Annotated in this window: 13 protein-coding genes; 8 read left to right on the top strand and 5 right to left on the bottom strand. The window is 64.0% G+C overall.

Going from position 1 to position 17,278, the window contains the following annotated elements:
- The 5 genes from AC0L3O_RS11105 to AC0L3O_RS11085 all read left to right on the top strand — a co-directional run bounded on the left by AC0L3O_RS11105 (position 1) and on the right by AC0L3O_RS11085 (position 5,384).
- Positions 1-1,260, top strand: a complete 1,260-nt coding sequence (locus AC0L3O_RS11105; protein WP_287282984.1) for an ABC transporter substrate-binding protein — start codon at positions 1-3, stop codon at positions 1,258-1,260.
- 231 nt (positions 1,261-1,491) lie between these two features.
- On the top strand, positions 1,492-2,415 hold the full coding sequence (locus AC0L3O_RS11100; RefSeq protein WP_023801467.1) for a carbohydrate ABC transporter permease: 924 nt from the start codon (positions 1,492-1,494) through the stop codon (positions 2,413-2,415).
- Between the two features lie 8 nt (positions 2,416-2,423).
- Positions 2,424-3,263: a carbohydrate ABC transporter permease gene (locus tag AC0L3O_RS11095; protein ID WP_023801468.1), complete on the top strand. Its 840-nt coding sequence runs from the start codon at positions 2,424-2,426 to the stop codon at positions 3,261-3,263.
- The gene (locus tag AC0L3O_RS11090; RefSeq protein WP_473534757.1) at positions 3,260-4,321 is read left to right on the top strand and encodes a Gfo/Idh/MocA family protein; all 1,062 of its coding nucleotides are present in this window, start codon (positions 3,260-3,262) and stop codon (positions 4,319-4,321) included. Before AC0L3O_RS11095 ends, AC0L3O_RS11090 begins: the two co-directional genes overlap by 4 nt.
- A gap of 64 nt (positions 4,322-4,385) precedes the next feature.
- The gene (locus tag AC0L3O_RS11085) at positions 4,386-5,384 is read left to right on the top strand and encodes an ABC transporter ATP-binding protein (protein ID WP_473534758.1); all 999 of its coding nucleotides are present in this window, start codon (positions 4,386-4,388) and stop codon (positions 5,382-5,384) included.
- Positions 5,385-5,587: 203 nt separating this feature from the next.
- Here the strand turns inward: AC0L3O_RS11085 and AC0L3O_RS11080 are convergent, their stop codons facing one another.
- The 5 genes from AC0L3O_RS11080 to AC0L3O_RS11060 form a co-directional block, all read right to left on the bottom strand.
- A complete protein-coding gene (locus tag AC0L3O_RS11080) occupies positions 5,588-6,433 on the bottom strand; it encodes a fumarylacetoacetate hydrolase family protein (protein ID WP_473615573.1) in 846 nt (281 codons plus the stop codon).
- 61 nt (positions 6,434-6,494) lie between these two features.
- Positions 6,495-7,226 (bottom strand): SDR family oxidoreductase, encoded by a 732-nt coding sequence (locus AC0L3O_RS11075; protein WP_473615571.1) that lies wholly within the window; start codon positions 7,224-7,226, stop codon positions 6,495-6,497.
- Between the two features lie 182 nt (positions 7,227-7,408).
- A complete protein-coding gene (locus tag AC0L3O_RS11070; protein WP_473534761.1) occupies positions 7,409-9,781 on the bottom strand; it encodes an aldehyde dehydrogenase family protein in 2,373 nt (790 codons plus the stop codon).
- Between the two features lie 16 nt (positions 9,782-9,797).
- Positions 9,798-10,847, bottom strand: a complete 1,050-nt coding sequence (deoC, locus tag AC0L3O_RS11065; RefSeq protein ID WP_473534762.1) for a deoxyribose-phosphate aldolase — start codon at positions 10,845-10,847, stop codon at positions 9,798-9,800.
- Between the two features lie 397 nt (positions 10,848-11,244).
- The gene (locus AC0L3O_RS11060) at positions 11,245-12,072 is read right to left on the bottom strand and encodes a ferredoxin--NADP reductase (RefSeq protein ID WP_091591868.1); all 828 of its coding nucleotides are present in this window, start codon (positions 12,070-12,072) and stop codon (positions 11,245-11,247) included.
- A gap of 220 nt (positions 12,073-12,292) precedes the next feature.
- Between AC0L3O_RS11060 and AC0L3O_RS11055 the strand changes: the two genes are divergently transcribed.
- From AC0L3O_RS11055 to AC0L3O_RS11045, 3 genes are all read left to right on the top strand, one after another.
- A complete protein-coding gene (locus tag AC0L3O_RS11055) occupies positions 12,293-14,377 on the top strand; it encodes a hydantoinase/oxoprolinase family protein (RefSeq protein ID WP_473615570.1) in 2,085 nt (694 codons plus the stop codon).
- A 1-nt stretch (position 14,378) separates the two neighbouring features.
- Positions 14,379-16,124: a hydantoinase B/oxoprolinase family protein gene (locus tag AC0L3O_RS11050; RefSeq protein WP_473615569.1), complete on the top strand. Its 1,746-nt coding sequence runs from the start codon at positions 14,379-14,381 to the stop codon at positions 16,122-16,124.
- A 117-nt stretch (positions 16,125-16,241) separates the two neighbouring features.
- A complete protein-coding gene (locus AC0L3O_RS11045; RefSeq protein ID WP_473615567.1) occupies positions 16,242-17,018 on the top strand; it encodes an ABC transporter substrate-binding protein in 777 nt (258 codons plus the stop codon).
- The last annotated feature ends 260 nt before the right edge of the window (positions 17,019-17,278 follow it).

Raw genomic sequence — 17,278 nt, 5'->3', positions numbered from 1 at the left:
ATGACAACCAAACTACTGACGGCACTGCTTCTCGGCACCAGCATTCTCGGCTCGGCCGGAATGGCCTGTGCCCAGGACGTAACGCTCAACATCGAAAGCTGGCGCGGCGACGACCTTGCCATCTGGAAGGACAAGCTGATCCCGGCTTTTGAGGCCAAGAACCCGGGCATCAAGGTGGTGTTCGCGCCGTCGGCGCCGACCGAATATGACGCAGCACTCGGCGCCAAGCTCGCCGCCGGCTCGGCCGGCGACCTGATCACCTGCCGCCCGTTCGACAAGTCGCTGGAACTGTTCAAGAAGGGCAATCTCGCTGATATCTCGACGCTGCCTGGCATGGAGAATTTTTCCGACGTCGCCAAGGCCGCCTGGCAGACCGACGACGGCAAGTCGAGCTTCTGCGTGCCGATGGCTTCCGTCATCCACGGCTTCATCTACAACAAGGACGCCTTCGACCAGCTCGGCATCAAGGTGCCGACGACCAATGAGGAGTTCTACGCCGCGCTCGACAAGATCAAGGCCGACGGCACCTACATCCCGATGGCGATGGGCACCAAGGATCTCTGGGAAGCCGCGACCATGGGCTACCAGAACATCGGCCCGAACTACTGGAAGGGCGAAGAAGGCCGTCTGGCGCTGATCAAGGGCGAGCAGAAGCTGACCGATCCGCAGTGGGTTACGCCGTTTGCCGAACTCGCCAAGTGGAAGCCCTATCTCGGCGACGGCTTCGAGGCGCAGACCTATCCGGACAGCCAGAACCTGTTCACCCTCGGCCGCGCCGCCATCTACCCGGCCGGCTCGTGGGAAATCGGCCTGTTCAACACCCAGGCGCAGTTCAAGATGGGCGCGTTCCCGCCGCCGGTGCAGAAGGCCGGCGACGCCTGCTACATCTCCGACCACACCGACATCGGCATGGGCCTCAATGCGGCGTCGAAGAATGCGGATGCGGCCAAGACCTTCCTGACCTGGGTCGCCTCGCCGGATTTCGCCACCATCTACGCCAACGCGCTGCCGGGCTTCTTCAGCCTGAACAACACCCCGGTGAAGATGGAAGACCCGCTGGCCCAGGAATTCGTTTCTTGGCGCGACAAGTGCAAGTCGACCATCCGCTCGACCTACCAGATCCTGTCGCGCGGCACGCCGAATCTCGAAAACGAGACATGGGTTGAATCGGCCAACGTCATCAACGGCACCGTCACGCCGGAAGCTGCCGCCAAGAAGCTGCAGGACGGCCTCGACAGCTGGTATAAGCCGGCGAAGTAAGAGCGAGCGCTATCCCCCCTCGAGGGGGAGATGTCGCCGGAGGCGACAGAGGGGGTCGGTAAAGGCAGGCTGCGACTTGATCGTTGCCGGGAGGCGCGGTCGAAGTCACGATCGCGCGGCCTTAGCCGACCCCACCCGCCTCGCTTCGCGAGGCACCCTCCCCTCGAGGGGGAGGGAGGTGCCGCACCCTTGGCGGCAATTGCAAGAACCTGATCGGCGGGGACCGAACGCATGGCCGCAGCACCGAAACGACCGTTCCGCTGGCATATCGTCGTCTTCCTGGCGCCGGCGGTGCTGGTCTATACGGCGATCATGATCCTGCCGCTGGCCGGCACGCTGCAGCTCTCGCTGTTCCGCAACATCGACCAGGCCCAGGTCTTCGTCGGGTTCGAAAACTTCCGCAGGCTGTTCGGCGATCCCAACTGGTCGGTCAATTTCTGGAACGCGCTGCGCAACAACGTCTGGTTCTTCATAATCCACATGATCGTGCAGAATCCGATCGGCGTGCTTTTGGCCGCACTGCTGTCCAGCCCGCGGCTGAGATTCTCCGCCTTCTACCGCACGGCGATCTTCGTGCCGACGATCCTGTCCTTCGTCATCGTCGGCTTCGCCTGGAAGCTGATCCTGTCGCCGCTGTGGGGCGTGGCGCCAAACCTGATGGATCTCGTCGGCCTCAAAAGCCTGTTCACGCCGTGGCTCGGCAAAGAACAATATGCGCTGACCACGCTCAGCCTGATCTCGGTGTGGCAGTTCGTCGGCATCCCGATGATGCTGATCTATGCGGCATTGCTGTCGATCCCAGAGGAGGTGATCGAAGCCGCCGAATGCGACGGCATCACCGGCATGTCGCAGTTCTGGAAGATCAAGCTGCCGCTGATCCTGCCGTCGATCGGCATCATCTCGATCCTGACCTTCGTCGGCAATTTCAACGCCTTCGACCTGATCTACACCGCGCAAGGCGCGCTGGCCGGACCGAATTACTCGACCGATATCCTCGGCACCTTCCTCTACCGCGCCTTCTTCGGTTTCCAGCTGCAGGTCGGCGATCCCAACATGGGCGCGGCGATCGCCACGATGATGTTCCTGATCATCCTTGGCGGCGTCTGCGTCTACCTGTTCCTCGTCCAGACGCGCCTGCGTCGCTATCAGTTTTAGGGGGCGATATGAGCACGGCAACCCACTCCCTGCCCCGCACCATCGGCGCCCATGCGGTGCTGTTGACCTACACGGTGATCGCGCTGTTTCCGGTGATCATCGTCATCATGAATTCGTTTAAATCCCGCGCCGGCATCTTCGGCGCGCCGCTGACGCCGCCGACCCCGAAAACCTTCGACCTGATCGGCTACACCACCGTCATCGGCCAGGGCGATTTCATCCATTACTTCCAGAACAGCCTTGTCGTCACCGTCGCCTCGCTGTTCTTCGTGCTGCTGTTCGGCGCGATGGCCGCCTTTGCGCTGTCGGAATACCGTTTTCGCGGCAATTCGCTGATGGGGCTTTATCTCGCCCTCGGCATCATGATCCCGATCCGCCTCGGCACCGTCGCCATCCTGCAATTGATGGTGGCGAGCGGGCTGGTCAACACGCTGACGGCGCTGATCCTGGTTTATACAGCGCAAGGCCTGCCGCTCGCCGTCTTCATCCTGTCGGAATTCATGAAGCAGGTGTCCGACGATCTGAAGAATGCCGGACGCATCGACGGTCTGTCCGAATACACCATCTTCTTCCGGCTGGTGCTGCCGCTGGTGCGGCCATCGATGGCGACGGTCGCCGTCTTCACCATGATCCCGATCTGGAACGATCTGTGGTTTCCGCTGATCCTGGCGCCGTCGGAGGAGACCAAGACGGTGACGCTCGGCGCCCAGCTGTTCCTCGGCCAGTTCGTCACCAACTGGAACGCCATCCTGGCCGCGCTGTCGCTGGCGATCATGCCGGTGCTGATCCTCTACGTCATCTTCTCGCGGCAGCTGATCCGCGGCATTACTTCGGGAGCGGTCAAGTGAGTTCGGAAAAACCTCTTCGCGTCGTCGTAGCCGGGCTCGGCAATATGGGCCGCAGCCATGCGCTGGCCTATCACACCAATCCGGGTTTTGAGATCGCCGCGCTGGTCAACCGTTCGGACGTGCCGCTGCCGGCCGGGCTTTCCGGCTATGGCATCAGGCGCTCCTTCGACGAGGCGCTGCGCGACGAAAAACCAGATATCGCCTGTATCGCTACTTATTCCGACAGCCATGCCGACTATGCCGTCAGGGCATTCGAGGCCGGCTGCCATGTCTTTGTCGAAAAGCCGCTGGCGACGACGGTGGCGGATGCCAAACGTGTCGTTGCCGCAGCTAAGGCCAACGGCAAAAAACTGGTAATCGGCTATATCCTGCGCCATCACCCGTCGTGGATCAGGCTGATCGCCGAGGCGCGCAAGCTCGGCGGTCCTTACGTGTTCCGCATGAACCTCAACCAGCAATCCTCCGGCCATAGCTGGCAGACGCACAAGCAGTTGATGCAGACGACGTCGCCGATCGTCGATTGCGGCGTGCACTATCTCGACGTGATGCTGCAGATCACCGACGCCAGGCCGGTCGAGGTGCGCGGCATGGGGCTGCGGCTGAGCGACGAGATTGCGCCCACGATGTACAATTACGGGCATCTGCAGGTGCTGTTCGACGATGGTTCGGTCGGCTGGTACGAGGCCGGCTGGGGGCCGATGATCTCGGAAACCGCCTTTTTCGTGAAGGACGTGATCTCGCCCAATGGCTGTGTGTCGATCGTGATGAAGGAGGGCGTCAGATCCGACGACATCGACACCCACACCAGGACCTCGACCCTCCGCCTGCACAGCGCGGCGACCGGCGCGGACGGAAAATTCGCCAGGGCGGATGAGATACTGTCGATGGAAGGCGAACCCGGCCATCAGGAACTCTGCGATCGCGAACAGGCCTTTCTGCTCAAGGCGGTCCGCGAGGATATTGATCTGACCCGCCACATGGACGACGCCGTGAAGTCGCTCGCCGTCTGCCTTGCCGCCGACGAAAGCGTCCGCAGCGGGAAGGCGGTGCGATTGTGACAGGGGAAATTTCGTCAGGGATAGCGCTCTACAGCGCCCCCACATTCCAATCCGGAGGAACGCCGTGGGCTCGCTGAATATCGAGAATGTGAAGAAGGCGTTTGGGCCGGTCGAGGTGCTGAAAGGCATCAACCTCGAAGTGACCGATGGCGAATTCGTCGTCTTCGTCGGCCCCTCCGGCTGCGGAAAATCGACACTTCTCAGGGTCATCGCCGGGCTGGAGGATTCGACCTCGGGGCGTGTGGTCATCGACGGTGCGGACGTCTCCGCCACCCCGCCGGCCAAGCGCGGCATCGCCATGGTGTTCCAGACCTATGCGCTCTACCCGCATCTGACGGTGAAAAACAATATGGGCCTTGGCCTCAAGCAGGCGGGCACGCCAGCGGCCGAGATCGACCGCCGCATCGGCATCGCATCGTCGATGCTGTCGCTGGAGCCCTATCTCGCCAGGCGGCCGGCCGAGCTTTCCGGCGGCCAGCGCCAGCGCGTCGCCATCGGCCGCGCGGTGGTGCGTGAGCCCAAGCTTTTCCTGTTCGACGAGCCTTTGTCCAACCTCGATGCCGCACTGCGCGTCAACACCAGGCTGGAGATCGCGCAACTGCATCGCCGGCTGAAGGCGACGATGATCTATGTCACCCACGACCAGGTCGAGGCGATGACGCTGGCCGACAAGATCGTCGTGCTCAACGCGGGCAGGATCGAGCAGATCGGCGGACCGATGGAGCTCTACAATGCGCCGGCGAATGAGTTCGTCGCCGGCTTCATCGGCTCGCCGAAGATGAATTTCGTCGACGGCGCCAGGCTTGGCGAGACGGCCAAGACCATCGGCGTCCGCCCAGAGCATCTGACCGTCGATGCGAAATCCGGCGCCTGGAAAGGCACGGTCGTCCACGCCGAGCATCTCGGCGCCGACACCAACCTCTATCTCGACTGCGAGAAGGCCGGGCTGATCACCGTGCGCATTTTTGGCGTCTACAACGCCGAACCGGGCGCCACGCTCTACGCGACGCCGGATCCGGCGAAGACTTATCGGTTCGGGACTGACGGCAAGGTGCTGAAGTAGCGCCCCTTTTTCCTTCTCCCCTTGTGGGAGAAGGTGGATCGGCGCGCAGCGCCGAGACGGAAGAGGGGTGTTGGACGGAGTGCTGTCGGTGCCAAGCTGGAGCACCCCTCATCCGACCTCGCGGAGCCTGTCCTCGGGCTTGCCGAAGGCAAGACCCGTGGGCGAGGCCACCTTCTCCCACAAGGGGAGAAGGCAGAGCGCCGCTACTCGTCCGCCTTGAACGTCTGCTTCTGCATGCCCAGCCCTTCGATGCCGAGCTCGACGACGTCGCCGGGCTTCAGGAACACCGGGGGCTTCATGCCCAGCCCAACGCCGGGCGGCGTGCCGGTCGAGATGATGTCGCCCGGATGCAGCGACATGAATTGGCTGAGATAGGAAACCAGGTAGGCGACGCCATAGACCATGGTCTTGGTCGAGCCGTTCTGCATCGTCTTGCCGTTGACCTTCAGCCACATCGGGATGTTCTGCGAATCCTGGACCTCGTCCTTGGTCACCAGCCACGGGCCGATCGGCCCGAACGTGTCGCAGGACTTGCCCTTGGTCCACTGGCCCTGGCGCTCGGCCTGGAAGGCGCGCTCGGACACGTCGTGCGCGACGCAGTAGCCGGCGACATAATCTAGCGCCTCGGCCTCGGTGACGTATTTCGCGGTTTTGCCGATGACCACGCCAAGCTCGACTTCCCAGTCGGTCTTGACCGAGCCGCGCGGGATCAGCACGTCGTCGTCAGGCCCGACGATGGCCGAGCTTGCCTTCATGAAGATGATCGGCTCCGGCGGCACGGTGGCGCCGGTCTCGGCGGCATGGTCGGAATAGTTCAGGCCGATGCAGATGAATTTGCCGGTGCCGGCGACGCAGGCGCCGATGCGCGGATTGCCGGAGACCGCCGGCAGCGATTTCGGATCGAGCTTCGACAATGTTTCGAGCGATGCCGGGTCGAGCGCCTTGCCGGCAATGTCGGTGACATGGGCGGAGAGGTCGCGGATCGTCCCATCCGCATCGAGCAGGCCGGGGCGTTCGCTCCCCGCTTCGCCATAGCGCAGCAGTTTCATTCTTTTTCTCCTGATTGCGGCGCAGAGGCCGTTTGCAAACTCAGAGTTTTCAAATGGCCTCTTAGATCGACCAGCCACCGTCGATATTATAAGCCTGTCCCGACGTATAGGTGGCGCCGGCCAGATAGACGGCGAGATCGGCAATTTCCTCTGCTGTGCCGAGGCGGCCCATCGGCTGGCGGGCGATGAAGGCGGCGCGGGCCGCCTCGTAGTCGCCCTGCGCATGCATGCGGTCCTCCAGCGACGGGCTTTCGACCGTGCCCGGGCAAATGGCGTTGCAGCGTATGCCCCTGCCGACATAGTCGGCGGCGACCGATTTGGTCAGGCCGATGACCGCCGCCTTGGTCAGCCCATAGACGAAGCGGTTGGGCACGCCCTTGGTCGAGCCGGCAAGCGACGCCATGTTGATGATCGAGCCGTCGCCGCGCTCCAGCATGCCGGGCAGCACGGCGCGGATGGTGCGGATCATCGAGCGGACGTTGAGATCATAGGCAAAATCGAGATCGGCGTCCTTCATCTCGAGGATCGAGCCGGAGTGGACGAAGCCGGCGCAGTTGAACAGCACGTCGACAGCGCCGATCTCGGCGAAGGCCGACGTCACAGCCTCGTCGTTCAGCACGTCGAGCTTGCGGGTCTTGATGCCAGCAATCTTGCCGAGGTCGGCGAGCAGCACCTCGTTGATGTCGGTGGCGTGGACGACAGCGCCCGCCCTGGCGAAAGCCAGCGCGCTCGCCCGGCCGATGCCTTGTGCCGCCGCCGTGACGACAACGATCTTGCCTCCCAGATCCGCCATGCTTTTTTTCTCCTTGTGGCCGCCCGGGTGCCTAGGGCGGCAAATGTTTTTTCTCGGTAAAGAACATCTATTAGCCCGTCAAGCCCGGCGCCGAGGCAGCGTCTTTCTCCCCGTCACTATACGGGGAGAAATGCCCGGCAGGGCAATGAGGGGCGGCGCCGACGTCGACAATCTACACACGCTCAATCGCCGTAGGGCACCCAGACGTTCTTGACCTCGACGGCACGGCGCAGCAAGGCATCGCCGGCGGCCTCGGCCGACGCCCAGTCGAGGCTGCGGCCGTTGCCGGTCCAGACGCGCTTGAGATTGCCGACGGAGTCGGCTTCGGCCCTAGCGCAGGTCTCGGCATCGGCGAACAGCCAGAGCCCGTCGACATCGTCATGCCTGGCCAGCACGCCGGCGAGCTCGGCGCTGCGGCCGGTGACGATGTTGATGGCGCCGGCCGGAACGTCGGAATATTCGATGACCTGGTAGAGATCGGTGGCAAGCAGCGGATATTTTTCCGACGGCACCGCGACCACGGTGTTGCCCATCGCCAGCGCCGGCGCCACCAGCGAGATCAGGCCAAGCAGTGGCGCATTGTCGGGTGCCACGATGCCGACGACGCCGACCGGCTCGTGCAGCGCCAAAGTGACGGCGCGGGCCGGCGGCTGGTGGACACGGCCCTCGAACTTGTCGGCCAGGCCGGCATAGAGGAACAGCCGCTCGATCGATTGCTCGACCTCGTCTCGCGCGGCCTTGGCGGTGGCGCCTGTCAGCTCCGTTAAACGCGCCGCGAATTCTCCGGCACGGCCCGAAAGATTTTCGGCCAGATAGTACAGCACCTGGCTGCGGTTATAGGCAGTCGCCTCCGGCCAGGCCTTGCAGGCACGTGCGGCCGCGACGGCATCGCGAACATCCTTACGGCTGCCGAGCCCGACCTCGCCGGCAAGCTTGCTCTTGGCAGTGGCTATATCAAGCGAATAATTGCCGTCCGGCCTGACCTGCTTGCCGCCGATGAACAGCTTTGCCGTGCGGTCGATGGCATCGCTTTCCGACCGCTCGATCGACTGAGCCGTAGCCGGTGCCGGCTTGATGGCCGGGCCGAGCGGCAGCTTTGCCGAGAGGTATTCGAGCATGCCCTCGCGCCCGCCTTCGCGGCCAAAACCGCTCTCGCGATAACCGCCGAAGCCGCAGGCGGCGTCGAACATGTTGGTGCCGTTGACCCAGACGACGCCGGCCTTCAATTGCGGCGCGACGTGCAGCGCGAGGTTGACGTTCTCGCTCCACACCGAGGCGGCCAGCCCGTAGCGCGTGTTGTTGGCGAGCTCGACCGCTTCCTCGGTGTTGCGGAAGCTCATGGTCGCCAGCACCGGGCCGAACACCTCTTCCTGCGCCAGGATGTTGGCCGGCGAAACGCCTGTCGCCAGCGTCGGCAAATGGTAATAGCCGGAGGACGGCAGCGCCACGTCCGGCTGCCAGCAGACGGCGCCCTGTTTGGCGCCTTCGGCGACCAGGCCCTTGACGCGATCGAGCTGGGTCAGGTCGACCAGCGGCCCGATATCGGTGTTCTTGTCGAGCGGGCTGCCGACGCGCAGCCGGCTCATCCGCGCCTTGACCTTGGCGATGAAGGCCTCGGCGATGCCCTCCTGCACCAAGAGGCGCGAGCCGGCGCAGCAGACCTGGCCCTGGTTGAACCAGATGCCGTCGACCAGTCCCTCGACGGCGCTGTCGAGGTCGGCATCCTCGAAGACGACGAAGGCCGACTTGCCGCCAAGCTCCAGCGATATTTTTTTGCCCGACCCGGCAGTGGCCTTGCGGATGATCTTGCCGACCTCGGACGAGCCGGTGAAGGCGATTTTTTGGACGCCGGGATGGTTGACGATGGCCCCACCTGCCTCCGGCCCGCCGTGGACGATGTTGACGACGCCCTTCGGCACGCCGGCGCGCTCACAAATCTCGGCGAACAGGATGGCGGTAAGCGGCGTGAACTCGGCCGGCTTCAGCACCACCGTGCAGCCGGCGGCCAGTGCCGGCGCGATCTTCCAGGCCAGCATCAACAGCGGAAAGTTCCACGGGATGATCTGGCCGACGACGCCGACGCCCTTCTGATCCGGGAAATCCCTGTCCAGCGCCTGCGCCCAGCCGGCATGGTGGATGAAATGGCGGATGGCCAGCGGCACGTCGATGTCGCGGCTTTCGCGGATCGGCTTGCCGTTGTCGATCGATTCCAGCACCGCAAACAGCCGCTGGTGGCGCTGCATGGCGCGGCCGATAGCATAGAGCACTTTGGCGCGTTGGTAGCCGGTGGCTGCGGCCCATTTCGGCAGCGCTTTTGTCGCGGCCGAAACCGCCGCGTCGATATCGGCAGCTCCGGCATCCGACACCTTGGCCAGCAATTTTCCCGAAGACGGGTCGCTGGTATCGAAGGTCTTGCCGCTGGCGGCCGCCTTCCAGTCGCCGCCGATGAACAGCGCTTTGGAGAAATCACGAGCGGCAAGCCAGGCATCGGCCTCATTGCGGGCCTCCGGAGCCGGACCGTAGTCCATGGCGTGATAGCGTTCGAGAATGTTCATGGAGCGCTCCCGATAGTCACGCCATCGCGTGGCGATGATTGGCCGAATAATGACCGGTCAAATGATGCTCGAGCTGGCGCTCGATGTCGGTCAGAAGGCTCGACGCGCCGAAGCGGAACAGGTCCGGCTCCAGCCACCGCCGGCCAAGCTCTTCCTTCATCAGCACCAGCCAGTCGAGCGAAGCCTTGGCGGTCGAAATGCCGCCGGCCGGCTTGAAGCCGATGAGGTAGCCGGTCTCCTCGAAATAGGCGCGGATGGCGCGCACCATGGCAAGGCCGACCGGCAGCGTCGCGTTGACGCTTTCCTTGCCGGTCGACGTCTTTATGAAATCGGCGCCCGCCATCATCGCCACCATCGAGGCGAGCATGACGTTGCGCAGCGTCGCGAGGTCGCCGGTGCCGAGGATCACCTTCAGATGCGCCTCGCCGCAGGCGGCGCGCATCGAGACGATCTCGTTATAGAGTTCCTGCCATTTCGCGGCAAAGACCAGGCCGCGCGGAATGACCACGTCGATCTCGTCGGCGCCGTCGCTCACCGAAGCTTCGATCTCCTGCAGCCGCGTCGACAGTGGCGTGAGGCCGTGCGGGAAGGCGGTGGAAACGGCGGCGACATGGATGCCGCTGCCGCGCAGCGCATCGACGGCGGTGGCGACGAAGGGATGATAGACGCAGACCGCCGCCGGGCGGATCTTTTCACCTGCAATGCCGAGGCCTTCGACGATGTCGCGGCGGAACGGATTGATCGCCTTGGCGCAGAGCCGGCGCACGCGCTCGTCGGTGTCGTTCGAGTTCAGCGTGGTCAGGTCCATGCAGGCAACGGCGCGCAGCAGCCAGGCGGCCTGGTTGTCGGCCTTGATCGAACGCCGCTTGGTCAGGCTGGCGACACGCCGTTCCAGCGCCGAGCGGTTGACGCTGCGCATCGATTCCATGAAGCCGAGATCGAGCGTCATGCCGGGGTTGCGGGCAATGCCGTGCGCTTGCGGCGCCGGCGCATTGGCAGCGGTGCGCGCCGGCAGCGGCATGATCTTCGAAGGTCCGCGCTCTGCTTCGCGGCTGGTGCTGCTCATCTCCTGCCCCTTTGTTCGACGACTTGCGGTCGAAGATAGACCGTGAAGCAGCGCTTCACGAGTCCTTCAGGCGGTCATAGCGGAAAAAGCCTGCTGTGACATCAGCCGAACAGCGCGGCGGCGTAGAATGAAAGCAGTAGCGATCCTTCCCACCGCATCAAAAAGGCCTGCAACATTTGCGATTAGCCGTAAGCCCCCATGCCTTCGTCATCCTAGGGCGAAGCAAGGAGCGAAGCGACGCGGCGCAGACGCTAGGATCCATGCCGTTACGCCAGCCGGAGAATGCAGCGGCTCAGGATAAAATGCTGATCTGCAGCGATCCTTGGCGCCCCCCTCTGTCCTGCCGGCGTCAAAGGTTCAGCACCGTCGTGGCGCTCGACCGAACTGTGTCAAGGCTCTACCCGACAAACGCGCGCTCGACGACGAAGCTTGCCGGATGGTGCAGCGAGCCTTCCTCGAAGCCGAGGCTTTCGGCCAATTCCTTGACATCCCTGAGCATGTGCATCGAGCCGCAGATCATGATGCGGTCGGTCTCCGGGTCGAGCTTGTCGATGCCGAGATCGGCGTAGAATTTTCCCGAGCCGATCAGCGCGGTGATGCGGCCCATGCGCTCGGAGGTTTCGCGCGTCGTCGAATTGTAGAGCGTGACGCGGCCGCCGGTCAGTTCGCCGATCAGCGGGTCGTTCTCCAGCTCTGCGACCAGCTCCTGGCCGTAGGTCAGTTCGGCATTGTCGCGGCAGGTGTGGGTCAGCACGACCTGCTCGAATTTCTCAAAAGTGTCGGGATCGCGCAGCAGGCTGGCGAAGGGCGCGATGCCGGTGCCGGTCGAGATCATGAACAGGCGCTTGGCCGGGGTCAGCGCGTCGACCACCAGCGTGCCGGTCGATTTTTGCCGCATGATGACGGTGTCGCCGATCTCGATTTTCTGCAGCTCAGAGGTCAGCGGGCCGTCCGGCACCTTGATCGAAAAAAACTCCAGCTCGTCGTCCCAGGCCGGGCTGGCGATCGAATAGGCGCGGAACACCGGCTTCTCGGCATTGGGCAGGCCGATCATGACGAACTCGCCGGAGCGGAAGCGCAGCGACTGCGGCCGGGTGATGCGGAACGAAAACAGCCGGTCGGTATAGTGCTTCACCGAGACGACGGTTTCGGCATAGACATTGGCCGGAATTGGGAACTGCAGCGGCCGGGCGCCGGCGGTGTTGAGCGCGGATGTGGTGTTCATCAAACCTAACCTTCTGGCCAACCCGAGGACGCTGACGCCAAATCTTCTGCTGCGCGCCCGAACCGATCAGGTTCCGGCGTGCCGTTCGCACACTGCCAAGCGGTAAGCTCTTGTGTCCGGAATTTATTAGTATACAAATGATATTTGCGTCAAGACGCCAGGCTGAAACACCTTTCCAAACTGAGACATATCTGTAGTCCTGACATTTCGGGTTTCGACAATGGAAGAGAATTTTTCGGCGCAGACGCTGGATTCCTCGGGCAGCGTCGTCGCCGGCATCGATGTCGGCGGAACCTTTACCGACCTGCTTCTGATCGACGGCCGTCACGGTGGCAAGGTGCATATCGCCAAGACCCCGACCACCATCGACAACCAGGCTTTTGGGGTCGTTTCGGCTCTCGACGCCACCGGTTTTCCCATCCGCGGCATCGACCTCATCGTGCACGGCACGACCACCACCACCAACGCAGTGCTCGAACGCCGGCTGGCCAAGACCGGCATGGTCACCACGCGCGGCTTTCGCGATGTCATCGAGCTTGGCCGGCGGACGCGGCCGCAGGCCTATGGCATGACCGGCAGCTTCGCCCCGATCATTCCGCGCAATCTGCGGCTTGAAGTGTCGGAGCGCGTCGAAGCCTCGGGCGCGGTGCGCATTCCGCTCGACGAGGTCGAGATGCGCGCGGCGGTTTCACAATTGATCGAGGCGGGCTGCGAATCGCTCGTCATCCATTTCCTGCATTCCTACGCCAATCCGGCGCATGAGCGGCGCGCCGCCGAGATCGCCGCCGCGCTTTGGCCGAACAGCTACATCACGACAGGCCATGCGCTGCTGTCGGAAGCGCGCGAATTCGAGCGCGGCGTCACCGCTGCGGTCAACGCCTCGGTGCAGCCGATCCTCGAGCGCTATGTCGAGCGGCTGCGCAAGGAATTGGCATCAAAAGGCTACGCCCGCGACTTCCTGATCATGAACGGCAATGGCGGCATGATCTCGGCCCGCTTTGTCACCCGCGAATCGGCCAAGACCGTGATGTCCGGCCCGGCCTCCGGCGTCATCGCGGCCGCCTATACGGGAAAACGCGCTGGCTTCGAAAACCTGGTCACCTATGACATGGGCGGCACCTCGACCGACGTGGCGCTGATCCGCAACGCCGAACCGGCGGTGTCGAACGAGATCGAGATCGAATATGCGATGCCGATCCACGTGCCGATGGTGGCGGTGCACACGGTCGGCGCCGGCGGCGGCTCGATCGCCCGCGTCGATGCGGCCGGCCTGATCCAGATCGGCCCGGAAAGCGCCGGCGCCAATCCCGGGCCGATCTGCTACGGGCGCGGCGGCAGCGAGCCGACCATCACCGATGCCAATCTGGTGCTCGGCCGGCTGGCGCCGAAAAAGCTGCTTGCCGTCGAAAATCCGGTCACCGTCGAGCACGTCACCGGCATTTTTGAAGACAGGATCGGCCGCCCCACCGGCCTGTCCGGCGTCGAGGCGGCGGGTGCGGTGCTGCGGCTCGGCAACATCAAGATGGCCGGCGCCATCCGCATGGTCTCGGTGTCGCGCGGCCACGATCCTCGCGATTTCGCGCTGTTCGCTTTTGGCGGCGCCGGTCCGCTGCATGCGACAGCACTGGCGCGCGAGCTCGGCCTGCCCAAAGTGCTGGTGCCGGCGCGGCCGGGCATCACCAATGCGCTCGGCTGTGTCGTCGCCGATCTCAGGCACGATTTCGTCAACACCGTCAACCAGCCGGTAGCCGGGCTCGATGAAATCCAGCTTCACGCGATATTGGAACGGCACCGAAACGAAGGCGAGGAGCTGATCGGCAAGGAAGCGGTGAAGCCGGAGACGATCCGCGTCACCCATTCCGCCGACATGCAGTTCGTCGGCCAGACCCACATCATCAACGTGCCGCTGCCGTCGTCTTCGGTGACGCGCGCGGTACTGCAGCAACTGTTCGAAAAAGCCTATTTCGCCCGCTTCAAGGTCGAGCTGCCGGAAATCCGCGCCAATCTGGTCAACCTCAACACCTCGGTCACCGGCGTGCGGCCGGCGATAGATCTTTCGCGATTGATCGACCCGGCTGGCCGCGCCAGAACACTTGATGAGGCGCGTCGCGAAATCCGGCCGGTCTGGTATGGCGGGCGCTGGCACGACACGCCGGTCTATAGCAGGGAAAATCTGCCGCTCGACGCCGCCATAGAAGGGCCGGCGATCCTCGAACAGATGGACGCCACCACCGTGCTCGAGCCTGGCGACCGGGCGCGCTCGGACGCCGACGGCAACATCATCATCGACATTGGTGAGGCCTGAGATGCAAAAGCTCGACGCTATCACGCTTTCGGTCATCCAGGCGGCGCTGCAGCAGGTCTGCGACGAGATGGACCTGACGTTTTCGCGCGCTGCCTTTTCGCCGGTCATTGCCGAGGCCAATGACCGTTCCGACGGCATCTATTCGGCGGTCGATGGATCGCTGATCGCACAAGGCAGCCAGGGGCTGCCGGTGTTCGTCGGCGTGATGCAGTATTCGACCAAAACGGTGATCGAGATGATCGCCGACGGACGCTGCCTGCCGCCCGAGCCAGGCGATATCTACATCGTCAACGACCCCTATCTCGGCGGCACCCATCTGATGGATGTACGGTTCGCCATGCCGGTCTACCGCGATGGCAAGATCTTCTGCTGGCTGTCGAACACCGGCCACTGGCCCGATATCGGCGGCTCGGTGCCGGGCGGCTTTTCCGCCTCGGCAACGGCGGTCGAACAGGAGGGCTTGCGGCTGCCGCCGGTGAAACTGTTCAAGCGGGGCGTGCTCGACCGCGAAATCTACGCCATCATCTGCTCGAACATCAGGGTTGCCGACCAGCGCATCGGCGATATTCGCGCGCAGGCGGCGGCACTGTTGATCGGCCAGGACCGGCTCACCGGAATCCTGGATCGTTACGGTGACGAAACGGTCGTCGAGGCGATCGCCGAACTGCGTCGCCGCGCCGCCGAGCAGATGCGCGCCAACATATCGGCCATTCCCGACGGCATTTATCGCTCCAAAGCCTTCGTCGATTCCGACGGGGTGGTGAACGAGCCGCTGACCATCGCGCTGGCGGTGGAGAAACACAGCGACACGCTCAGCTTCGATTTTTCAGGCTCGTCAAAACCTTGCGCCGGGCCGATGAACAGCGTTCTGGCGACGACCTTGTCGTCGGTCTATCTCGCCATGCGCCACATTTTCCCCGACGTGCCGATCAGCGCCGGCGCCTTCGAGCCGCTGATCGTAAAGCGGCCGGAAGGCACTTTTCTCGACGCCAAATACCCGCGCCCGGTCTCGGGTTGCGCGGCCGAGGTCTCGCAGCGCATCGCCGAGGCGGTGTTCGCGGCGATGGTGCAGGCGCTGCCGGACCAGGTGACGGCGGCTCCCGCCGGCTCCAGCGGCAATTTCGCGCTCGGCGGCAACGACCCGGCGCGCGGCCGCGACTACGTCATGTACCAGATCTCCGGCGGCGGCTATGGCGGCAATGCCGGTCATGATGGCCTGAGCAATGGCTGCTCGACCATCGGCATCTCCAAATCGCCGCCGGTCGAGATCATGGAGCAGGCGTTTCCGGTGCTCTACCGCCACTATGCCCTGCGCGAAGGCTCGGGCGGTGCCGGCAGGCATCGCGGCGGTTTCGGTCTCGCCTATGAGGTCGAGATCCTGCGCGGCGACGCCCGCGCTTCTTTCGTCATGGACCATGGCCGCTTCGGCCCGCAGGGCGCGCTCGGCGGCAAGGACGGCGCGGTCAACACGGTGACCGTGTTTCGCGACGGCACGCAGCATGTGCCGCCGCACCTCTCGAAGGAGCAGGACATCGCGCTGCAGGCCGGCGACCGCGTGCGTGTCGGCACGCCGGGCGGCGGCGGCTATGGTGATCCCCTGCAGCGCGACCCGGAACTGGTGCTGCGGGATGTCAGGCTGGGGTACTATACGCCCGAACAGGCCGGCGAGAAATTTGGCGTCGCTCTTTCCGCGGACGGGTCGGCGATCGACCAGGCCGCCACCGGGCGGGCACGAGCAGCCGGCTGACCGCCGAAGCCTCCAATCGGCCTTGCCGCGCCGTGATCGCCGCAGGCCATGTCGTTTCCGTCTCCGCCGCGCCCACAAAACCCCGTAGACTCGGGCTACACAACGGAGATCTGGATCATGCGCCTTTTCGGTCGTTTCTTGGCTGCCGCTTCCGTCGCCATGGCGCTCGCCACCGGCGCCGCCTCCGCCCAGGACAAGAAACTCAGGCTTGGCACCGAGGGCGCCTATCCGCCCTTCAACTATGCCAATGCCGATGGCACGCTGGGCGGCTTCGACATCGATCTCGGCAAGGCGCTGTGCGGCGAGATGAAGACCGAGTGCGAGTTCGTCGTGCAGGATTTCGACGGCTCGATCCCGGCCCTGCAGGCCGGCAAGTTCGATGCCATCATCAACATCACCATCACGCCGGAACGCGCCGAGAAGGTCGACTTCACCCACAAATACTACCAGACGCCGCCGGCCATCGCGGTGCCGAAGGATTCGACCGTCACCGGCACCTCGCCCGAGGACCTGAAAGGCAAGGCGCTTGGCGTGCAGAGCGCCACGATCCACCAGAATTTCGCCGAGCAGAAATACGCAGGCTCGACCATAAAGCCCTATCCGACCGGCGACGACGCCCGCACCGACATGGTCAATGGCCGTCTCGACGCGGTGATGGACGGCTCCATCCTGCTGACCGAATGGCTGGAGAAGCCCGAGGGCGCCTGCTGCAAACTGCTCGGCACCCTGGCGCCAGACCCGGCCATCCATGGACCGGGTGTCGGCATCGCGCTGCAGAAGGGCAACAAGGAGTTGGCCCAAAAACTCGACGCGGCGATCGACGCGCTGCGCGCCAACGGCAAATACAAGGAAATCAACGACAAGTATTTTGCCTTCGACGTCTACGGCGAGTAGCGAGTCCCGGGCAATCGCCTCAGGTTTGCGCTGCCCCTCATCCGCCTGCCGGCACCTTCTCCCCGTATAGTGACGGGGAGAAGGGGATTTCCTGCACCGCTGCCGATTGGCGAAATCCTCGGTGACGGCGTCCTTCTCCCCGTCACTATACGGGGAGAAGTGCCCGGCAGGGCGATGAGGGGCAGCGCCAACATCGACAATTGGTGAAGCCCGAACGGCGCTCCCCCTTCTAGAGCAGCATCGTCGGGCCGGCCCCCACT

It is taken from the genome of Mesorhizobium sp. WSM4810 (assembly GCF_055811235.1).
The sequence above is the reverse complement of the archived record's forward strand: the minus strand, read 5'-3'. Positions and strand labels throughout refer to the sequence as shown.